Source organism: Psychrosphaera sp. F3M07 (assembly GCF_018860345.1).
Lineage (GTDB): Bacteria > Pseudomonadota > Gammaproteobacteria > Enterobacterales > Alteromonadaceae > Psychrosphaera > Psychrosphaera aquimarina.
Genome location: NZ_JAHKPJ010000028.1, coordinates 18,424 through 39,270 on the forward strand (window position 1 = coordinate 18,424; position 20,847 = coordinate 39,270).

The 20,847-nt window shown below is 36.5% G+C and carries 20 protein-coding genes; 7 read left to right on the plus strand and 13 right to left on the minus strand.

The genetic code is table 11. The annotated features are described in order from the left end of the window. Positions 1 to 14: 14 nt before the first annotated feature. Positions 15 to 920, minus strand: coding sequence for a bifunctional GNAT family N-acetyltransferase/hotdog fold thioesterase (locus KO505_RS16345; RefSeq protein ID WP_216056536.1), 906 nt, complete (start codon positions 918 to 920; stop codon positions 15 to 17). A gap of 100 nt (positions 921 to 1,020) precedes the next feature. On the opposite strand from KO505_RS16345, the gene KO505_RS16350 reads away from it, so the two are divergent. Then, entirely contained in the window at positions 1,021 to 1,743 is a 723-nt protein-coding gene (locus KO505_RS16350) for a spermidine synthase (protein WP_216056537.1), read from the plus strand. A 61-nt stretch (positions 1,744 to 1,804) separates the two neighbouring features. Here KO505_RS16350 and KO505_RS16355 read toward each other — a convergent pair whose 3' ends face one another. After that, the gene (locus KO505_RS16355) at positions 1,805 to 2,044 is read right to left on the minus strand and encodes an accessory factor UbiK family protein (protein WP_216056538.1); all 240 of its coding nucleotides are present in this window, start codon (positions 2,042 to 2,044) and stop codon (positions 1,805 to 1,807) included. Positions 2,045 to 2,107: 63 nt separating this feature from the next. After that, on the minus strand, positions 2,108 to 3,670 hold the full coding sequence (gene traF / locus KO505_RS16360; protein ID WP_216056539.1) for a conjugal transfer protein TraF: 1,563 nt from the start codon (positions 3,668 to 3,670) through the stop codon (positions 2,108 to 2,110). Between the two features lie 158 nt (positions 3,671 to 3,828). On the opposite strand from traF, the gene rep reads away from it, so the two are divergent. After that, positions 3,829 to 5,844 carry a DNA helicase Rep gene (gene rep, locus KO505_RS16365; RefSeq protein ID WP_216056540.1) on the plus strand — a complete coding sequence of 672 codons (2,016 nt, stop codon included), beginning with the start codon at positions 3,829 to 3,831 and terminating at the stop codon, positions 5,842 to 5,844. Between the two features lie 44 nt (positions 5,845 to 5,888). Here rep and KO505_RS16370 read toward each other — a convergent pair whose 3' ends face one another. Together KO505_RS16370 and KO505_RS16375 are read right to left on the minus strand one after the other, a co-directional pair. Continuing rightward, positions 5,889 to 7,577 carry an N-acetylmuramoyl-L-alanine amidase gene (locus KO505_RS16370; protein WP_216056541.1) on the minus strand — a complete coding sequence of 563 codons (1,689 nt, stop codon included), beginning with the start codon at positions 7,575 to 7,577 and terminating at the stop codon, positions 5,889 to 5,891. Between the two features lie 556 nt (positions 7,578 to 8,133). After that, a complete protein-coding gene (locus KO505_RS16375; protein ID WP_216056542.1) occupies positions 8,134 to 8,523 on the minus strand; it encodes a cytochrome c5 family protein in 390 nt (129 codons plus the stop codon). A 529-nt stretch (positions 8,524 to 9,052) separates the two neighbouring features. Between KO505_RS16375 and polA the strand changes: the two genes are divergently transcribed. Next, positions 9,053 to 11,860: a DNA polymerase I gene (polA, locus tag KO505_RS16380; RefSeq protein WP_216056543.1), complete on the plus strand. Its 2,808-nt coding sequence runs from the start codon at positions 9,053 to 9,055 to the stop codon at positions 11,858 to 11,860. A gap of 487 nt (positions 11,861 to 12,347) precedes the next feature. Here polA and yihA read toward each other — a convergent pair whose 3' ends face one another. Continuing rightward, positions 12,348 to 12,980 carry a ribosome biogenesis GTP-binding protein YihA/YsxC gene (gene yihA / locus KO505_RS16385; protein WP_216056684.1) on the minus strand — a complete coding sequence of 211 codons (633 nt, stop codon included), beginning with the start codon at positions 12,978 to 12,980 and terminating at the stop codon, positions 12,348 to 12,350. Between the two features lie 191 nt (positions 12,981 to 13,171). Between yihA and KO505_RS16390 the strand changes: the two genes are divergently transcribed. From KO505_RS16390 to KO505_RS16400, 3 genes are all read left to right on the plus strand, one after another. Continuing rightward, positions 13,172 to 13,798 (plus strand): cytochrome c, encoded by a 627-nt coding sequence (locus KO505_RS16390; RefSeq protein WP_216056544.1) that lies wholly within the window; start codon positions 13,172 to 13,174, stop codon positions 13,796 to 13,798. 624 nt (positions 13,799 to 14,422) lie between these two features. Then, positions 14,423 to 14,980 (plus strand): Der GTPase-activating protein YihI, encoded by a 558-nt coding sequence (gene yihI / locus KO505_RS16395; RefSeq protein ID WP_216056545.1) that lies wholly within the window; start codon positions 14,423 to 14,425, stop codon positions 14,978 to 14,980. A gap of 10 nt (positions 14,981 to 14,990) precedes the next feature. Next, entirely contained in the window at positions 14,991 to 15,446 is a 456-nt protein-coding gene (locus KO505_RS16400; protein WP_216056546.1) for a DUF2489 domain-containing protein, read from the plus strand. A 72-nt stretch (positions 15,447 to 15,518) separates the two neighbouring features. On the opposite strand, the gene KO505_RS16405 is transcribed toward KO505_RS16400, so the two are convergent. The 3 genes from KO505_RS16405 to KO505_RS16415 all read right to left on the minus strand — a co-directional run bounded on the left by KO505_RS16405 (position 15,519) and on the right by KO505_RS16415 (position 17,181). Beyond that, a complete protein-coding gene (locus tag KO505_RS16405; RefSeq protein WP_252731873.1) occupies positions 15,519 to 16,361 on the minus strand; it encodes an acetyltransferase in 843 nt (280 codons plus the stop codon). A 197-nt stretch (positions 16,362 to 16,558) separates the two neighbouring features. Then, on the minus strand, positions 16,559 to 16,807 hold the full coding sequence (locus KO505_RS16410) for a DUF3630 family protein (RefSeq protein ID WP_216056547.1): 249 nt from the start codon (positions 16,805 to 16,807) through the stop codon (positions 16,559 to 16,561). A gap of 2 nt (positions 16,808 to 16,809) precedes the next feature. Further along, positions 16,810 to 17,181: a YbaN family protein gene (locus tag KO505_RS16415; protein ID WP_216056548.1), complete on the minus strand. Its 372-nt coding sequence runs from the start codon at positions 17,179 to 17,181 to the stop codon at positions 16,810 to 16,812. Positions 17,182 to 17,270: 89 nt separating this feature from the next. Here KO505_RS16415 and KO505_RS16420 point away from each other — a divergent pair, with 89 nt between their 5' ends. Next, entirely contained in the window at positions 17,271 to 17,816 is a 546-nt protein-coding gene (locus KO505_RS16420; RefSeq protein ID WP_216056549.1) for a DUF1285 domain-containing protein, read from the plus strand. Here the strand turns inward: KO505_RS16420 and KO505_RS16425 are convergent. From KO505_RS16425 to aroQ, 4 genes are all read right to left on the minus strand, one after another. Beyond that, positions 17,813 to 18,112: a hypothetical protein gene (locus KO505_RS16425; protein ID WP_216056550.1), complete on the minus strand. Its 300-nt coding sequence runs from the start codon at positions 18,110 to 18,112 to the stop codon at positions 17,813 to 17,815. The genes KO505_RS16420 and KO505_RS16425 overlap by 4 nt on opposite strands. 143 nt (positions 18,113 to 18,255) lie before the next feature. After that, positions 18,256 to 19,602, minus strand: a complete 1,347-nt coding sequence (accC, locus tag KO505_RS16430; RefSeq protein WP_216056551.1) for an acetyl-CoA carboxylase biotin carboxylase subunit — start codon at positions 19,600 to 19,602, stop codon at positions 18,256 to 18,258. 13 nt (positions 19,603 to 19,615) lie between these two features. Beyond that, positions 19,616 to 20,071: an acetyl-CoA carboxylase biotin carboxyl carrier protein gene (accB, locus tag KO505_RS16435; RefSeq protein WP_216056552.1), complete on the minus strand. Its 456-nt coding sequence runs from the start codon at positions 20,069 to 20,071 to the stop codon at positions 19,616 to 19,618. Positions 20,072 to 20,109: 38 nt separating this feature from the next. Then, positions 20,110 to 20,556 (minus strand): type II 3-dehydroquinate dehydratase, encoded by a 447-nt coding sequence (gene aroQ / locus KO505_RS16440; RefSeq protein ID WP_216056553.1) that lies wholly within the window; start codon positions 20,554 to 20,556, stop codon positions 20,110 to 20,112. Between the last annotated feature and the right edge of the window lie 291 nt (positions 20,557 to 20,847).

The window sequence follows — 20,847 nt, forward strand, 5'->3', positions numbered from 1 at the left end:
TTGCTATTAATTGACTAATCTGTTTTTTTTGGCATCACCACATATTGACCAACAAATTTAGCGACAGGCGTCATATCATCTAACACTTCTACTTGAACGGTTATACGCGCCTTTTTGTTTTCTTCTAATGGTAAAAAGTCACCTTCTATATTTTCAAAGTTTGCAATGGAACGAGGGAGCTCAGTCACCGGTTTATGATAATGAATATCGGCATCAGCTAAAACGATATCACCTTCGATTTTTTGCTCCTTCATCATCAAATGTACAAGTCCCCACCCCGTTAATGTTGCAAGAGAGTAGATACTACCAGCGAACATAGTGCCATGTAGGTTCATATTAGGATTTAACGCTGCTCTTGTTTCAAACGTTGTGCCCGTATATTGATATACACGTATTCCCATAAGTTGAGTTATTGGGATCTGTTGGTGCCAAATATTTTGTAGATCCAAGCACCATTGAGGGTTACGGATGATGACTTCAACTTCATCTAATGGTTTACACATTTGTACATGAGGGATCTGTCCAAAAATCTCAGGGGCGTCACCGGTGACTTGGTAACCTAGATTTTCGTAAAAGTTAGTTGCGCTGGTTCTGGCATTTAATATGACTCGTTTTACACTTTCTTGACGCGCAATGGCCTCTAAAGACTCAAGCATTACCGTCGCTAATCCTTTGCGTCTATGCTGTTCAATCACAGCCATATATCTTATCTGACCTTCATCGGTACTAACCAGATGTAATCTTGCGACCCCTACTACATTACCTTGTTCGTCTATTACCATTCGATGCCAAGCGTGTTGCTCATATTCATCTTTTTCTGAGCCACGAGGTTGTTGCAATGGCGCTCTTAAAACTTGCCAGCGGATCTCATAGTAGTGTTCCCACTCTTGCTCTGTTTGTGGTGCAACCACTTGGTACATATTTTTCCCCTCAATAACAATAACGCATTAATGTTTTATCTATATTTTTCTTATTATTTACGTTACAAATAACTATTGTTTCAACCATTTAAGACTATTCATGAACTTAGCGCAAACACTATCTCCAGATACAGAAGCTAAAATAATATATATGAATAGTTCTGAAAATGGTCGAATAATTATATATAAAAACGAAAAGTATACTTGGTTGGTGGTGGATGACGTCATTCAAAGTGCCATAGAAAATACACTGCCTTACCGTCCTGTATTATCATATTGTTTTGTCATGTTATTACCGATTATTCACCACAAAGTACCTGATTCGATTCTAGAGTTAGGGGCAGGTGGTCTATCTATTCAGCGTTATCTCAGCCATGCTTACCCATCTATTAAGATGACCAGTATAGAAAATAATCAAGAAGTATTATCGGTTGTTGATGAGAATTTTCCAGCCATAAACAACCCATCCGTGATTAAACAAAACGCTTTTAACTTTATTGAATCCGCGCTTGCCAACACAGAAAAATTTGATTGGATTATGTGTGATTTATTTCAAGGTGATCAGTCACCAGTATTAATCAAAAGCCAAACATTATATAAGCAACTGTTTGAATTAATTAATCCGAATGGTTGGTTAATCATTAACTGTTTAACCCAGAGCGATGAAGAGATTGAGCAACTAGGTACGTTTTTAAAACACACATTTAACAATAAACATTACGTGTTTTCCGTGCCAGAAATGATGAACAAAGTGTTAATGGTGAATAAAATAAACCACTTTTCTTTTCCCGAAGGCATAGAAGAATGCAATGAAGCTAAATAACGCTTACAACCAATAAACACTGATTACTCATCACAACAGCACTATTTACCTGCAATAACACTTACTTGTTTTTTAGCTCTTCAACCACTTGTTCAAGTTGATCTAACTTAGCACGAGTTCTAGCTAACACTTGGGTTTGCACATCAAATTCTTCTCGGCTAACAACATCCAGTTGAGTTAATTTAGCTTGTAACACCGCTTTCACTTTATCTTCAATATTGTCGGCCATGTTTTTTACACTTGGCGGAATAACATTGGTTATTTGTTCGGCCAACTGTTCTATTTTTTTAGCATTGATCATTTATCTATTTCCTTTTGTTAGCTACAAATACGATTATTATAAATTTTGAATTATATTACACAATTACCATGCGATCATAGTTTGAAAACCAGCACCAACTCTATCTTTTGCCGCTTGCAAACCTAAATCAAATTGAACTGGGCCTAAATAAAGTCCAGCACCTAATGTGAGGGTATCTGCGTTATTTGAGGATGAATTAGATCCTAAGACGTCACTGGCTCTAATTAAGTTATGGCGATAACCCACTCTTAACTCAACAACATCCCATGCATTAATGACCGCGCCTACACTTGCAAATTGGGAACCCTGAAAAAACTCAGAGCCATCAGCGAATTGTGGTCCTTTAGACTCAGTGACATCTATATCAGCAGAAACTCTAAACCAAGTTGCGTTATAACTCGTCCCTAATCTGAATTGGGGTTCAACTTTAAAAAATAAAGATGCTTGCTCTTCATCCAAACGCACCGGATTACTTTCTATTTCAGTGCCCATAATATTTTTAACACTAATACCAACACGCCATCTGTTCGCTCTATCTAAGCTTAAAATCATACCTAAATCTGCAGTAAAAAAGTCTTTAGAATTTCGGTAATCATCACCATCTATCTTATCTTCGTCAAAAGCCGTCGCTGACGCTTGATAATCATAAAACTCTAAATGAACTGATTTTAATGTGGTGCCGACACTTAGTGTTCGACCACTTTTATATTTCCAATTACTGCCAATTGTCATACTAGCTTCAAACCAACCGATGGCAGCAAAGCGTGCATTAGACTTTAAATCATCACTATCGAACTGCACACTGTTGGTATCAAAATCGAAAATATCACCATATTCTTGGTATAATTTTTCTTCAGTAGACTTGGCTTGGTCGACTAATAACAATGCCTCATCATATGCGCCTTGCGCATTAGTCGCAGTAGCTTGAGCGGCATCAAGGTCAGCTTGTGATACGCTATCAGGGTCAGTTTCAACTAATTGTTTAAACTCTTCTAATTCAGCAGCAGCAAGTGTTAAGTCGCCTTCTAATCTATTTTTATCATCAAATAATGGGCGAACATCATCTAACAAAAATTGCCCCAAATGACTAAAACGTCGAATTAAGTTAGTGTCCGCTGGGTCAACTATTGCTGTACCACCAAAGCTAAACTGAGAATTTAATTGAAATGAAACGGCAAAACGGTCAAAAGCCATGCCTATCCCAGCGTTGCCACCTAAGTCTATATTGGCACCAATTCCATTTAACTTATCCACCGCATCAGCAATAGCATTAACGGTATTAATGTTGTTTTGTAATAAATTAATATCGCCTTCTAACAAATCTTCATTAGAGAACTCATCGAATTGTTCAGTCTCTTGCACAAAGTCATCTAACGTTTTAACTGTGTTATCTTGATCAACGGCTTGACCACGAATATTAAAAACTAAGAAAAAATCATTTGATGTTCCCGCCGCAGTGCCAATTAAGGCAGGGTTATAACTTCCCGCTGCTGACCAATGAGCAGAACTAGTACCGGCACTGCCATATCCCAGTGACCTGCCAGTTTGAAAAAAATGATCATATGCCAATGCCGACGTACTTGTTAGCCCCAGTATTGTTGCAATAGTTATCAACGACTTGTACATGAATTTCCTTTGAATAAACCAACGTTTTACTGATGTGATTGTTGATAAGTCTGAATCTTAGAATTTTATAGTAAAAAATTCACTTGTGTTGATTTAAAGTTATTTTTTATTGTCACCCATATTTGTTAATATCCCGCCCCTAATCAAAAGGGTGCCACGTGAAATTAAATCCAGAACAAGAATTAGCCGTAACATACGTTGACGGTCCATGTTTAGTACTAGCTGGAGCCGGTTCAGGCAAAACCAGAGTTATTATCAATAAGATTGGGCACCTGATTGAAAATTGTAATGTTCCTGCCAATAAAATCGCAGCCGTGACTTTCACCAATAAAGCGGCACGAGAAATGAAAGAGCGGGTAAAACAATCAATTGATAAAGATAAGGTGAAAGGACTAAAAATCTCTACTTTTCACACCTTAGGTTTAGATATCATAAAAAAGGAAATTAAGATCCTTGGTTATAAATCAAACTTTTCGTTATTCGATGATCAAGATTGTTTTGCGTTATTAAAAGAACTAACCGAAACGGAACTAGGCGAAGATAAAGAAAGCATTTACCAACTGATAAATAAGATATCTAGTTGGAAAAATGAATTAATGTTGCCACAAGCTGCCATCAGCCAAGCCACCGACCCAGAAACCGCACTTCTTGCTGAATTATACCAAAGATATCAATCACAAATGCGTGCCTACAATGCCCTTGATTTTGACGATTTGATATTAATACCCACGTTATTATTCAGAAACTACCCTGAAGTTATTGAGCGTTGGCAAGACAAAATCCACTATCTATTAGTGGATGAATATCAAGATACCAATACTAGCCAATATGAATTGGTTAAGATGTTGGTGGGTAAACGTGCGCAATTTACTGTTGTTGGTGACGACGACCAATCCATTTATTCTTGGCGTGGCGCTAAACCACAGAACTTAGTTTTATTAAGTAAGGACTTTCCTAATCTTAATCTGATTAAACTAGAACAAAATTATCGTTCTGTAGGCTGTGTATTGCATGCAGCTAATGTATTGATTGATAAAAATCCACACGTGTTTGATAAAAAATTAAAAACCAACATGGAATATGGTAATCCAATACGCGTCATTCAAACTAAAAATGAAGACAATGAAGCTGAACGTGTAATCGCTGAAATTATCGGTCACCGATTTACCAATAAAACCCACTATGGTGATTACGCGATTTTATACCGGGGCAATCATCAAAGTCGTATATTTGAAAAACTGTTAACCACCAATAGGATCCCTTATAAAATCAGTGGTGGTACGTCATTTTTTTCTCGCTCTGAAATTAAAGATATTATGGCGTATTTACGTCTTGTTGTTAACCAAGATGACGACAACGCCTTTTTACGTATTGTAAATACTCCCCGCCGACAAATCGGACCGACAACATTAGAAAAACTTGGTCATTTAGCGAATGACAAACACATTAGTTTATTTGAAGCTGCATTTGATAGTGCATTTATTGGTATGGTTACCGGACAAGCTAAATCGGCCATGCAATATTTCACGCGTTGGATTGTTGAAATAAGCGATCAAGTATTACGTAGTGAACCGTTAGATGCGGTAAAAGAATTACTAAAAGGCATTCACTACGAAGATTGGTTATTCGAAACAAGTTCTAGTCCTAAAGCCGCCGAAATGAGAATGAAAAACGTCAGTGAGTTATACAAGTGGGTTACTCAAATGTTGCAAGGCGACAGTGAACACGAGCCGTTAACATTAGCGGAAGTTGTAAACAAACTGACATTACGTGACATGATGGAACGTAATGAAGACGAAGATGAAGGTAACAACCAAGTTCAATTAATGACAATGCATGCGTCCAAAGGTTTAGAATTTCCTTACGTATTTATGGTTGGTATGGAAGAAGGCTTTCTACCACATCAATCAAGCATTGACGAAAACAACATTGAAGAAGAACGACGCCTTGCTTATGTAGGTATCACTCGAGCACAAAAAGAGTTGGTATTAACTTACACCAAAGAAAGAAGACAATACGGTGAAACCGTCATGAGTGAACCATCTCGATTTATTGAAGAACTTGATCAAAAAGATCTTAGATGGGAGAAAAGCGGACAAGCGGTACCAGAAGCGCAACGAAAAGAAAAAAACAAAACTAATATAGCAAATTTAAGAGCCATGCTTAAAAAGTAAATTTACGGCTATTTTATTATTAAGATATTAAATCAGAACGTAAATTATATAGATGAGATATTATTAACCTTTCTCCTTATAAAACTAAGTGCAACTAAGTAAACTAAAAGTAAATTCATTGAGCCTCCACTACTTTTCTTTATGATTGTAGCTTGCTGTATTATAGAATCCTTGGCGGCATCATTATCGATAACGGTAAGGGTCACTTCATAATCACCTGAATCCGAAAACTCATGCCATACTTGGTTACCTGAAGTGCTTGAGCTCCCAGTAAAAACCCACTGATAATCGACAATTGAACCATCACTATCGGTTGAGGCTCTCGCATCAAACCGACATTTTAGCTCAATACATGAATAGGTAAATTTAGCTTCAGGTGCAACGTTAGGGGGGAGGTCTCCTTCATCTGGGTTTACTCTCGCATAATATCCCTGCCAATCCCAATTTATACCAGGATCTGTGTGAGTTTGATCTGGATAATGTTGATGCCCTTTTACCGATATTTCGTACTCCAAAGTAACAACATTATGGTGTGCTTGCTCTTGATAAGCCTTGGAACAATCAATGTTTTTTCGACTACATAAATCGAACGAAAGATCAGCCGAAGATTGATACATAGCCTCGGTATACCAACTGGCATTATCAACCCAACCTTCATGTTCAATACCAATACTATATGGATTCGCTGTCCTTGCGTGCCATGCTTTATCATTTTCTCTGACCATTTGCGTAACTTGCCCATCAGAGCTTCGGATTATGTAATGTGCTGACACTTGTGAGGCTGGATTAATTAACCAATTAATTGAACCTGAATACGAACCTTGGGTCGTGTGAATTACGATATGACTTATTTGACTACCACTACGAGAACTTTTGTTTGGACTTTCTTTCCAAATTGCACCTTCATAATCGACAACTACAGAGCTAGTTTGATACTTATTATCTGATGTTTTGCTAGATTTATTAAACGATTGATTCTCTGGTTCTTGTTCTTGTTTAATTGATTCTTCAATAAAATCTTCTGACTGCTTAACTCTAATACTCTTTTTACTGGCATCTAAAATCATATGTGGCGCTTGCAACTGCTGTAATTCTTTTTTATTAAAAGCAAGTGACCAATCAATAGCTTGTGCTTTGATCATAATGCCATCTTTTAGAATACCGTTATTGGCGATTAATAAAGCGTCATAAGCATAACTTTCTCGGGCATAGTTATTAATTTGAGTTGAAGCGCTTATCCCCGACATGTGTTCTAACACTTTGCGAGTACTAGCCAGTCCTTTACCAATACTTTTTGAAGAATGTAATTTGTGAGCTAAAAAAGAAGCCGTAGCAAAAATATGTTCTTCAACATTATCGATAAGACGTTGCTCATCTACTCCGCTATGTTTGGCTACTTGAGATAGAGTATTTACAAATCCAAAGTTATTTGTGTTGTACAAACCAAAAAGACCAATGGATTGAGGACGCATATCATGAATAATAGAATCAGAAGGTATTCGATGCTGCCAACGACTTGCGGTATAAGCCAAACTCTCCAATATACCATCAGGCAATATAGGATAACGCTTATAAGCTAAGTCAAAGTAGTATTTATATTCAGCTCTGTTTTGAATTAACTCACTTTGAAAGTTCTGATTTTCCAAATGTTCAACACCTAATGTAGAAGCCAATACATTAGAACCGCAGCAAAGCAATATTATGAAACAACCAATTTTTCCCAACCTATCCATTTTAGTTTTCCTTTATGACAGTGATACTTTTAACCAGAACACGTCCCTTTAAATAGGTTTAAACACTCAAACATTGTATGTTTTTCACCCGCTGGGAATATTTTACCAACACTAAAGACAGGAAGAGGAATATAGTATTCCCTATTTGGGTGTTTTTTCTAAAGATTGACTAAATGATTAGCTATTGAACCTAGTAAAAAGACTAAGTCGAAGAAGGTAAGGTATTTTAATATTTTGGTTTATATATCCGCTCTATTGAATATATAAACATTAACTTAAGAGAGTTGTAGATAAGGTTTAGGGGAACTGTTCATTATTTGTTAAAGCTGTAAATTGCTATAGTTTAAATTGTGTATATCCGTGCTCTTGGCCATAAAAACAAAATTTTTAGTCGGCCAGCAATCTATTTATAGCAATCCGTCTATGTTATCCGCATCAGGCCTGTTTAAATGCATCCATAGATCGCTGTCTGTGGTATACAGTGATCTTGAGAGTCAAAAAATAAGTAATAAAAAAGGGCAATAAATGCCCTTTTTTATCAATTGAATTAATTCAATTATTTTAACATAAACTCAATAGCTGCTTTAATTTCATCATTTGAACAAGCCATACATGTTCCTTTTGGCGGCATTGCATTAAAACCGTTAATAGCATGATCTAACAATGTGCTCATACCTTTCGCTTCTCTTGGTCCCCATGCTGCAGCATCGCCTTTTTTAGGTGCACCCATAGCGCCAGTACCATGACAGGCGAAACAAGATTGTTGATAAACGTCTGCACCAGATTTAGGTCCTGCAGGTTCTGCTGGCTTTGCAGGTTCTGCTCCAGCAAGATACACTTGTCCAACTGGCTGAATTCTTTTCTCAACATCATTTTTAGTTGGTTCAGTTGCAAGAACTGATGTTATAGACAGAACAGTTAAAAGTGTTACAAGTATTTTTCTCATTGTGAGCTCACCTATTATTTAAGATACAAACGTATTGTACCTTGTAATTTCTATCGATTGAATATCCACTGCGATATTATGGGTTTATAACCCCTACCAAATCAAGTAAATGCCTATATTTATTTATTTTTTTATATGGAATTAACTACTTAGACTGTAGTCAGCTGTGTTTAAATATTATTATTGTAAAATAATATAAAAAAGAGCTAGATCCAACTCAATTTTATGTGTAAGTTATCTGTCCTGTTTTTCACAAACAGAACAAAAAGTGACCCGTTAGAGGTTCACCAATGGAGTATAATAATAACAATATCGGAGCCGTCATAGACGCTTATATACAATTAATACATCTTTATATATTTAAAACATTTGCTTAACTAAGTAGATTTTTATTCACCTACTTATCCACAAGTTTAAAATGTTATTCACAAATTTAATATCATGTTGAACGCTATGCCTATAGCGGTTTTCGACATTTTATGTCATTCTTATTCACTAATTTATTCAAAGTAATCTGGAAATAATCCACATGACTACTGATCGCATTTCAGACCCTAATTTGCCTTTAATTTTAGTTGATGGTTCTTCGTACTTATTTCGTGCTTATCATTCACCTCCACATTTAACTAATTCTCGTGGCGAATCAACCGGTGCTATCTATGGCGTGATCAACATGCTTAAAAGTTTAGTTAGACAGTACTCACCTCAACAAATGATAGTTATATTTGATGCTAAAGGTCCAACATTTAGAAATGATATGTATGCTGAATACAAAGCAAACAGACCGCCAATGCCTGATGATCTTAGATATCAAATAGAACCTTTACATAAAATAATTGAAGCTATGGGGTTACCCATTATCGCTATTGAAGGCGTTGAAGCCGATGACGTCATTGGAACCATTGCTCACGAACAATCTCAATTAGGCAATAAAGTATTGATCAGTACGGGCGACAAGGACATGGCACAACTTGTTAACGAACATGTCACGCTTATTAATACCATGACAAATACAATCTTGACCCCTGAAGGGGTTGAGACCAAATTTGGTGTTAAACCAGAATTAATCATAGATTACTTGGCATTAATGGGTGATAAGGTAGACAACATCCCGGGGATTCCTGGCGTTGGTGAAAAAACTGCCGTGGCCCTTATCCAAGGATTAGGCAGTATCAAAAACATCTATCAGCATATCGATGATGTCGCTGCATTAGGGTTCCGGGGCTCAAAGACAATGCCGACTAAGCTTATTGATAATAAAGAGCAACTAGAGCTTTCTTATCAACTTGCCACCATTAAACTCGATGTTGATCACGGTATTTCTGCTGACAACATGTTTATACAGTCGCCAAATAAAGAAAAACTAGCTGAGTTATATAAAGAGTGTGAATTCAAGCGTTGGTTAGCCGAAGTTCTTGCTGGTAATGATAACTCTGAGCCACCTTTGGTTGGTTCTATTAAAAAACCTGAACCAAGTGAACAAGACGCACCTCAAATCAATGCCCCAACGATTGATAAAAGTTTATACCAAACCATTTTCACTTTGCCTCAATGGCAATCCATCCTAGATGAAGTTAGTCAGGCTAAATTAATAGCTTTTGATACCGAAACCACATCTATAGATTACATGGACGCCGAACTTGTTGGTCTATCAATAGCTTATGAATTCAACGATGATATCAAAGCGATTTATGTCCCCCTAGCACATGACTATGAAGGCGCGCCTTCACAAATAACGTTAGAAGAGATCACCCCTAGTTTACAAACATTATTGGCAAATGATTCCATCCATAAAGTAGGTCAAAACCTTAAATATGATATCAACGTTCTCGCAAAATATAACTTAGTTATTAATGGCGTAGTCGGTGACACTATGTTGCAGTCTTATGTGTTTAATAGTACCGCGACAAAACATAATATGGACAGCTTAGCGTTAAAGTATCTTGGCCATAGTTGCATTTCTTTTGAAGATATTGCTGGCAAAGGAGCCAAGCAATTAACCTTTAATCAAATTCCCATTGAAACTGCCGCTCCATATGCCGCAGAAGATGCGGATATAACGTTAAGGTTATTCAAATTCTTTAATGAAAAACTCCAACACATTTCGCCTTTGAATGAGTTAATGAAAAACATTGAATTACCTTTAATGCCAATTTTATCTCATATCGAACACAACGGTGTATTAATTGATGCAGACCAAATGCATGCATTAAGCAGTGAGTTTTCACTTAAACTAGAACAGTTAGAACAAAAAGCACATGAAATTGCAGGTGAAGCGTTTAACTTAGCTTCACCAAAACAACTGCAAGTTATTCTATTTGAAAAGTTAGAGCTGCCAGTTATTAAGAAAACACCAAAAGGTGCACCTTCCACAGCTGAAGAAGTGTTATTGGAACTTTCTCATGATTACGACTTGCCAAAAGTTATTATGGAATTTAGAGGGTTAAGTAAACTCAAATCAACATATACCGACAAATTACCATTAATGATAAAACCAGCTACAGGCCGTGTACATACGTCTTATCATCAAGCTATTGCGGCGACCGGAAGGCTGAGTTCAACTGATCCTAATTTACAAAATATACCGATTAGAAATGAAAACGGCCGTCGTATTAGAGAAGCTTTTGTTGCCCCAGCAAATACCAAAATCGTTGCTATTGATTACTCTCAAATTGAACTGAGGATCATGGCGCATCTAAGCAACGACCAAGGCCTATTAACGGCGTTTGCTAATAACTTAGATATTCACAAAACGACCGCTTCAGAAGTGTTTTCAACACCGTTTTATGACGTCACAACTGAACAACGACGAGCAGCTAAAGCCGTTAACTTTGGCTTAATTTACGGAATGTCTGCATTTGGTTTAGCACGCCAATTAGGCATCAAACGTGGTGAAGCACAATCATACATAGATAAATACTTTGAAAAATTCCCTGGTGTATTAACGTATATGGAAACCACTCGGGTTAATGCTGAAAAACAAGGGTATGTAGAAACTTTGTTTGGTCGACGTTTATATTTACCAGATATCACAGCTCGTAACGTACCTCGTAGAAAAGCTGCGGAACGTGCAGCAATTAATGCGCCTATGCAAGGTACCGCAGCAGACATCATAAAAATGGCAATGATTAACGTTTATCAATGGTTAACGACGAATAATATCGCCGGGGTGAAACTTGTCATGCAAGTTCACGATGAATTAGTTTTTGAAATTAATCAGGATCTAGTAGAACAATATTTACCAATCTTAACTGACCTAATGCAAAGCGCAGCAAGTTTGAATGTGCCATTAATTGCAGACTCAGGTATTGGTAATAATTGGGACCAAGCACATTAATTAAAATAAAATTACATTTAGATAAACGGTTTTGTAATTTAATTACAAGGCCGTTTTTTTTGCCTCAGCCACTAAACATAATCATATACAAATAAATTTTTGTGAATATATCACTGATTAATGTCAAAAAAGTCTACGATTAAACGAACAAACTATTAGAGTAAATTATTTAATTATTTAAATTTAATTTAACTAAGAATTATCATACCCCTTTAAAATAAAGGCATTTGACAAAGTATAAAAACTCGATTTTTTTAGAGTAAAGACTTTACTTTTAATTTTAAAGCGTTATTATGTCTACAGTCTCTCTAACGAGTTGACCCTGTTGATATTTGACGAGAATTTATAGCCTCTCCCCAATTTGCTATGACCGACGCCCTTAAAGCGTCGGTTTTTTTTTGCTTTTTTATTTGGTTTTAAAACTATTCTGTAATTTGATTACAACTATTAACTTATTATTAATAGCTGTAAGTGTTGCTAATGGAAATTAAAGCTCAGAATCTTCAGGTACAGGAGGGATTAACTCTTCAGCATCAAACCAAAGGTCTAACTTTTTAGATAACTGTGGGATCCCCAGCTTTTTCAAAGAAGAAAAAGTTTCAACGGATACATCACCATTGAACTCTTTTGCCATCTCTTTAATTCGTAATAACTCAGATTTACGTTTGCCCGATTTGTATTTATCCGCTTTCGTCAATAAAGCCAAAACAGGTAGATCAACTTCAACCGCCCAATGGATAAGGTCTTTGTCCAAGTCTTTCATCGGATGGCGAATATCCATTAAAACAATTAACCCTTTTAAACAGTTACGTTTTTGTAGGTATTCAGTAAGGGATTTTTGCCATTTTAATTTCATCGCTAAAGGCACTTTAGCAAAGCCATATCCTGGTAAATCTATCAAACGACGTTCATTGCCCACATCAAACACATTAATTAATTGTGTTCGCCCAGGCGTTTTACTGGTTCTGGCTAATCCAGTTTGATCGGTTAATGTATTTAACGCACTTGATTTGCCCGCATTTGATCGACCAGCAAACGCAACTTCGTATCCTGAATCGATTGGCAAGCGGCGAATATCAGGCGCCGACGTTAAAAAAGACGCTTTGGTATAGTTAATAATTGATTTAGACACCGCATTTCCTCTATATATTTGTTATCTAACTTTAATAATTCAACAACTTGAGTTAAATATACTCTCTAAGAATGTTTCACATTCTCACATTTGGTGTAGAATATCCTTAATTATACTCTTTGCGTGAACTGCTTCATAGACAAAGGATTTGAGATAACTTAAATAATAGAGACAATACTATGAGAAATATTGCATTTACACTTACCATGTTAGTTGGACTCATTGGTTCAGCTCAAGCAACTGAAGGAAATGCCGAAGCCGGTAAAACAAAATCTGCTACTTGTGCTGCTTGTCATGGCGCCGACGGTAATGCAGCTGTCGCTATTTATCCCAAAATTGCTGGCCAACATGCCGGATACATATATAAGCAGTTAAAAGAATTTAAATTAGGCATGACCTCTAGTGGTAAAGAAGGACGTTATGACCCTGTCATGAGCGGAATGGCAGCACCTTTGTCAGATCAAGATATGAAAGATGTGGCTGCTTACTTTGCATCTCAAACTATGAGCTCAGGTAGTACACCAGAAGATGTCGTTGAAGTTGGTCAAGACTTATACCGCGGCGGCGATATGGAGCGTGGAATTCCAGCTTGTTTAGCATGTCATGGTCCTAGAGGTGTTGGACACAGCCTTGCGGGCTTTCCAAAAATTTCTTTTCAACACCCTGACTATATTAAAGCTCAACTTGAAAAATTCAGAGATGGCACTAGAACTAACGACATGAATGGTATGATGCGTGACATTGCTGTTAAATTAACAGATAAAGACATCGAGATATTATCTAAATACATGTCTGGACTTCACTAGTCTGTTTGATCAAATTGTTTAATTAAAAAAAGCGTCCTTTTGACGCTTTTTTTATATCGATTAATTGTAATCCATTAACCAATACATTTTGTGAGATATTAACCATTACTTTATGTAAGTCATTGCTGATAAAAATAATCGTATATTAATTAACCTTATGTAAAACAACAATATTTTGTATTTTTTATGATCAAGATGTAAAAAAAAGTAAATATTTACTTGTGACTTTTATCAATAAGAGTACATTAACCTCCGTTACCACGTAGCAAATAAAAATATGGATGCGACTCAAGGAAGTGGGTGTGGATACTAACTAGCGGAGTATTGTATGGGCTCCCAAGGAAGAACTAATAAAGTGTCAAGATGACCAATAATTAATAAAGACATATACGGATATTAAATAAAAATAAAACGGATTATTAAATGAGTGACTAGACAAGGTTGTCATGCGTTCGGAAGGAATAATCGAAGTTAAATAGAAGAGGTGTCAAACTCAGTTTGAACACAATCACAAATTCAAGGCGATAGTTGTCACACTGTCGCCTTTTTTATTGCCTGTTATTCCATAAATACAATTTCTTCAGTAAACTCACATTAACTAAATACCCATATGTCGGATAAATAATGACACGCCAGAAAAAAAGCAGAAAAGTAGCTGAGATAAGAGTTAAGAGTAAAGATACTCGCTCTGAAAAGCCTACTCAAAATCGTCGTAAAAAAACACCCAAAGGCCAAAAATCAGGAACTAGAAATAGTCTAGTTGAAGAAAGTAAAGTTCATATTGCAGGCACTACGACTAAAAAAGATCCAAAACACGGCAGCAAAAAACCAATACCGCTTACAGGCGAAGTTAAAAAAGATCTTGTTGAAAAAGAAATCAAGCATTCGACAAATCAACCTTCTGCAAAATTAAACAAAGCAAAAATGGATGTTATACCACCGGACGTTGAATTAACGGATATTGAATCTGATGAAATGTTAATCGGTTTAGTTGAACGAGTTGAAGACGGTGAATTACTGACAGGTAAAGAAGCTAAATACTTTAATAAGCTAATGGATCGTCATGCTGAATTACTTAAAATTCTTGGTGTTGAAGACGACGAAAATGATTTTGACGAAGACGTAGATCCAATTGAAGGCCTTAAGTCTAATCAATGGGATGACTTACTCGACGACAAATAGGTAATCAACTTTGTATATTATTATTACATTAGCTGTTGTGATCATTGCCGGTCTTTCTTACTACGCAGGTACTTTGATTTGGCAAGTGAAACAACAAAAGAAAACAGCAGCGGCAGAAAAAACAAAACGACTTAGTTATATCACAGACAGCATTTTCCATATTGCTAAAGCAATGCAAGCTGAACAATGCGAACCGTCTGAGGGTGTGTTAAGAATTTGGGTATTGTTAGAGCATTATAATAATGACCAGCCAGAGCCTAAGGACTATCAAGAAGTGTATCCGGGTTATTGGTCGTTATATTCTGAGATAAAAGATATGCCTACCCATGACGCTAGAAAGAAGTTTAATAAAAAAGAAATATTAAAATTAGATCTAGAGCGAATGGAAGCGGAACAAAAATACGCTGAACAAATCGTAGTAGATACTAATCACTTATTAACCGAGTTTGATATTAAAAGTAATTAAGCTTGGGCTACAAAGTAAAAAGGGAAAAACTATGTTTTTCCCTTTTTTAATTCTACAAAAGCCTAACACTAATTATTGGTTTTGCGCTTGTAGTTTCAATTGCTCAAGTGTTTTCTCTTTTTGTTGCCACAACCCCGACACCCAATTATGAATATATTTTTTATATTCTTTATCGGTTGAATAATCACCTATTAACTCTTTGTTAATGTCATGGATGTCTACATGCATGAATACTTCTTTTACTTGGCCTGACAAGAAGTTATAAAAAGTTGGAATTTTATTGGGATAATATATCGTTACATCCACGACTTTATGTAACTGCTCCCCCATCACTGTTAATACAAAACCAACCCCACCTGATTTTGGTTTTAATAAACCTTTAAACGGACTGTTTTGCATGTCATGTTTTTCATCCGTATATCGAGTGCCTTCCATAAAGTTCATTATCGATACTGGTGTATGTTTAAACTTCTCGCACGATTTTTTTGTCGTTTCTAAGTCTTTGCCTTTTAGATGTGGATTTTTTGCTAAAAATGATTTGCTATAACGCTTCATAAACGGAAAATCTAACGCCCACCACGCTAAACCCAATAATGGTACATAAATTAACTGGTGTTTTAAGAAGAACTTTAGAAATGGTAATTTACGATTAAATACACGCTGTAAAACAACAATATCAACCCACGATTGATGGTTAGCAACGACAAGGTACCAATCTTTATTGGATAATTCATAATTACCTGACACGTTTACATTCATCCGACTGAATATGCGTTGGATAAAATAGTTTACCGTTACCCAACCGGTGGCACAGGTATCTAATACTCTTCCGATACTTGCTCGTAACCAAGTAATAGGTATCAACTTAAAAACAGACAGTACAAATATAGGAATGCACCAAAATATAGTATTCAATATATAGAAACTTAAAGAAATTATGGCTATAAATAATCCAGCTAGATTTTTTAACAGGTTCTGCACGTTGTTACTCTTCACTTCTTAATTTAAAAATAGACGTTGAATTTGGTAAGTCGATATCGATGACTGTGTTGTGTTACTTGAGTATTTTACTTAACTCGCTATTGCTTTAGAAGTGAAAATAAAACATTTGTTTAAAAGTCAGTTTCAATCCAAATTGAACCTGTGTAATGCTCAAACTGTAAAATGAATTGATGTTGGCCTTTACGGTATCTTACTTGGTGTCTATCCATACCTATATCCTGTGCTATCAAGGTTGCACCTTCATGATCAATAAATAACTCGACAAATTGATCAAACTCTTCCCAATCAGGATGAGGTGTCACTTCCACATTGGTGACCTCACCTTCTTTCACTAATTTATATGTATATTCTTGTTTCACATTCATTTCTTATTAATTTGTGATGGTCTTGACCATATAAAGGAAAATACCAAAAACATAATTCCAGCAATTATTAACTTAACGGTATTATTCATATCTACAAAATAGAATGAAATAGTAAGCATAATAATAACACTACAAGTTGCTGTGATTTTGGCTCTTAAAGTGATAACCCCATACTTTTCCCAATTTTGGATCATATTGCCAAAAACTGAATGAGATAATAACCACTGATGAAATCGAGGTGAGCTTTTAGAAAAACTAAAAGCGGCGAGCAGTACAAATGGCGTGGTTGGTAATAACGGCAAAATAACTCCGACGATGCCTATTATTAGACTTGTCCAAGCTAATACAAAATACCCTATTTTATTCAACGAATACCTCTGCTAGGCCAATTAATACTCCGCATTGGCATATTATGCTACGATTCATGAACTATGTCAGAATAATTAAAGGAAGCACAATGGATTTAAATGATTTGGTCAAGCAGATCGATGCACTCGAATCTTCTCCTCCATTTGAGTTATGGAATCCACCAAATTGTGGCGACATCGACATGGTTATTAAGTCAGATGGCAGTTGGTGGTATATGGGCACACCGATAACCAGAGAGAAGTTAGTGAAACTGTTTTCTACCGTTCTGATCAAAGAAAATGCTAATTATTTTCTTAAGACCCCAGCTGAGAAAATCGGAATAAAAGTAGAAGATGCACCTTTTATCATTACTGATTGGCAAACCTTAAAAACCAACAAAGAAGATGCAATACAAGTTATATCAAATCTTGGCCATAAGGCTATTTTGTCATCAACGCATCCATTAACAATTAATAACGAAGAGTCACAACAAGCCAAACTTTATGTTGAATTACACCGTGGTTTAAAGGCAAAAGTGCATAGAAATGTATATTACCAGTGGATTAATACGGCTCAGGAAAAAACAATTGAGGGAGTCACTCATTTAGGTATATTCAGTGGTGGAACCTTTTTCTCAATGGGAGTGATTGACTAAATTAAACGAGCTATTTTTTCATATATTTTAGCGGCTTGGACCGGAGATAAATTTCCTCGTATATCACTTTGTCCTGTCGTCGAACTCACTCTCACTTGTTCCGACTCTATCTGTGGTTCTTGTGGTAAATTACCGGAGATATGTACATTTTGACTATTTTGTTTTGTTAACTCTGCCGCTGTTGGGATCTGACTTACCTTATCGATGATTTCCGCTTGTTTAGTGCGTACCGCAACACGAGAGGCAACTTTAGTTTGCTCTACTCCTGCAGTGACAGAATAATTAGAAATCGACACGGTTCACTCGCTAACACAAATATCTAAGGCAGTTATAATTATAGTTCAAATTACTGGGTTCACCGTCCAATATCAAATATTTCAAACACAAAAAACCGAGCCTTAGCTCGGTTTTTAATAATAGATTTACAACAAAGTAACTTCTATTTCTGCATACCCAATTTTTTTTCTAAATAGTGAATGTTTGTTCCACCATTTTGGAAATGTTCATCATCCATAATGCGTTGCTGTAAAGGGACATTGGTTTTAATGCCTTCAATCAACAGCTCGTTTAATGCATGTTCCATACGTTTAATAGCTATGCCACGGTTTTCACCGTAAGTAATAAGTTTACCAACCATTGAGTCATAGTTAGGCGGCACTTTATAATTGGTATAAATATGAGAATCCCAACGAACACCTAAACCACCTGGTGAATGGAAACGAGTAATTTCCCCTGCACATGGAATAAATGACTCAGGATCTTCAGCATTAATACGACATTCAATAGCGTGACCACGGATAACGATATCGTCTTGTGTAAGCGATAACGGCTGACCTGCAGCAATACGTAATTGTTCTTTTATTAAATCAACACCAGTTACCATTTCCGTAACTGGATGTTCAACCTGAATACGTGTATTCATTTCAATAAAGTAGAATTCGCCATTTTCGTATAAAAATTCAAAAGTACCCGCACCACGATAACCAAGTTCAATACAAGCTCTAACACAACGATCACCAATGTATTTTCGCAAGTCAGCAGTAATGCCTGGCGCTGGCGCTTCTTCTACTACTTTTTGATGACGACGTTGCATTGAACAGTCACGCTCACCTAAATGAACGGCGTTGCCTTGACCGTCGGCTAATACTTGAATTTCAATATGACGAGGATTTTCAAGGAATTTTTCCATGTAAACCACATCATTATTAAATGCAGCACCGGCTTCTTGTTTGGTTAACGCTATTGAGTCAATTAGCTCTGCTTCGCTTCTTACCACGCGCATACCACGACCACCACCGCCACCAGCCGCTTTTACGATCAATGGATAACCAATGCGTTTAGCAATTGATTTATTAACAGCTGGATCATCACCAAGTTCACCATCTGAACCAGGAACACAAGGAACGCCTGCTTTTTTCATTGCTTCAATTGCAGAAACTTTATCACCCATCAAACGAATGGTATCGCCTGTTGGCCCGATAAAAATCAAACCGCTTTTTTCAACTTGATCAGCAAAATCGGCGTTTTCAGCTAAAAATCCATAACCAGGATGTATCGCCACCGCATCTGTTACTTCTGCAGCTGCAATAATACGTGGAATATTTAAATAGCTGTCTTGAGCTGATGCTTTACCAATACAAATAGTTTCATCTGCAAGTAATACGTGTTTTAGGTTTTTATCGACAACAGAATGAACTGCAACAGTCTTAATCCCTAGCTCTTTACATGCGCGCAAAATACGAAGTGCTATTTCACCTCGGTTTGCAATAACGACTTTATCTATCATGTGAAGCCCCTACTTATTCAATTATGAATAAAGGTTGATCAAATTCTACTGGGTCTTCGTTTTCAACAAGAATAGCTTTAATAACACCAGCCTTGTCAGATTCGATTTGATTCATCATTTTCATCGCTTCGATGATACACAATACATCACCAACTTGAACAGATTGACCAACTTCAGCAAATGCAGGAGAAGAAGGAGAAGAAGCTCGGTAGAAAGAACCAACCATTGGTGATTTAACTTGATGACCAGATGCTACAGCAGGAGCTGCATCAGCAACTGGAGCGGCAGCAGCTGGTGCTGGCGCAGCGGCTTGTTGTGCAGGAGCAGCAACAATTGGTGCAGCTTGCATTACTGGAGCTGGCGCTGCAGCAGAAATACGTATTGACTCTTCGCCTTCAGTGATTTCAATTTCACCAACGCCAGATTCAATAACCATATCAACTAATGTTCTTATTTTACGAATATCCATCTTAATTACCTACTTATAAAAAGCTAATTTATTAAATACTATTTTGATAAATGGTTCATCGCATGCACTAATGCGTAGCGGTAACCATCTGTCCCAAGTCCACAAATCACGCCCTGAGCAATGTCAGATAAAAACGATTTATGGCGAAATTCTTCTCTGGCATGAACATTTGAAATATGTACTTCAATAAACGGAATGTTCACCCCTAACAATGCATCACGTAATGCAACGCTTGTGTGTGTAAAAGCAGCGGGATTAAAAATAATAAAATTTATCTTTCCCATCGCTTGATGGATAGCATCTATCAACTCAGCTTCCGAGTTGGATTGTTTATGGAACAGTTGTACATTATTAGATGACGCTTGCTCTTTAAGTTCTGCAACTAACTCATCTAACGTGTGCGCGCCATATATTTCAGGCTCACGTTTGCCCAACAAATTTAAATTAGGCCCATTTAACAATAAAACGCTGCTATTTGTAGTCATCTACCCACCTTTTTCTCTTATCATGCATTTTTATTTATTTTTTTGTTATTCCACCTCATTACTGACTGGAAAACAAGCATGTAAAGAAATTAACTAGGTATTATAGAGAAATCAACACAATTAGCAGCAAAATACTGGTCTAATGACACGGAGTGGGAGGTGAGGCGGTTAAAACCACAGGATTAAAGTCGAATGCCTCACCATTTTGGCATCGTTTTGTTTGTCAGAACCTAATTTTAGGCTCAACCATGACTCTCTAGTTTATTAATTAAGTCGATAAACCAGAGAGTG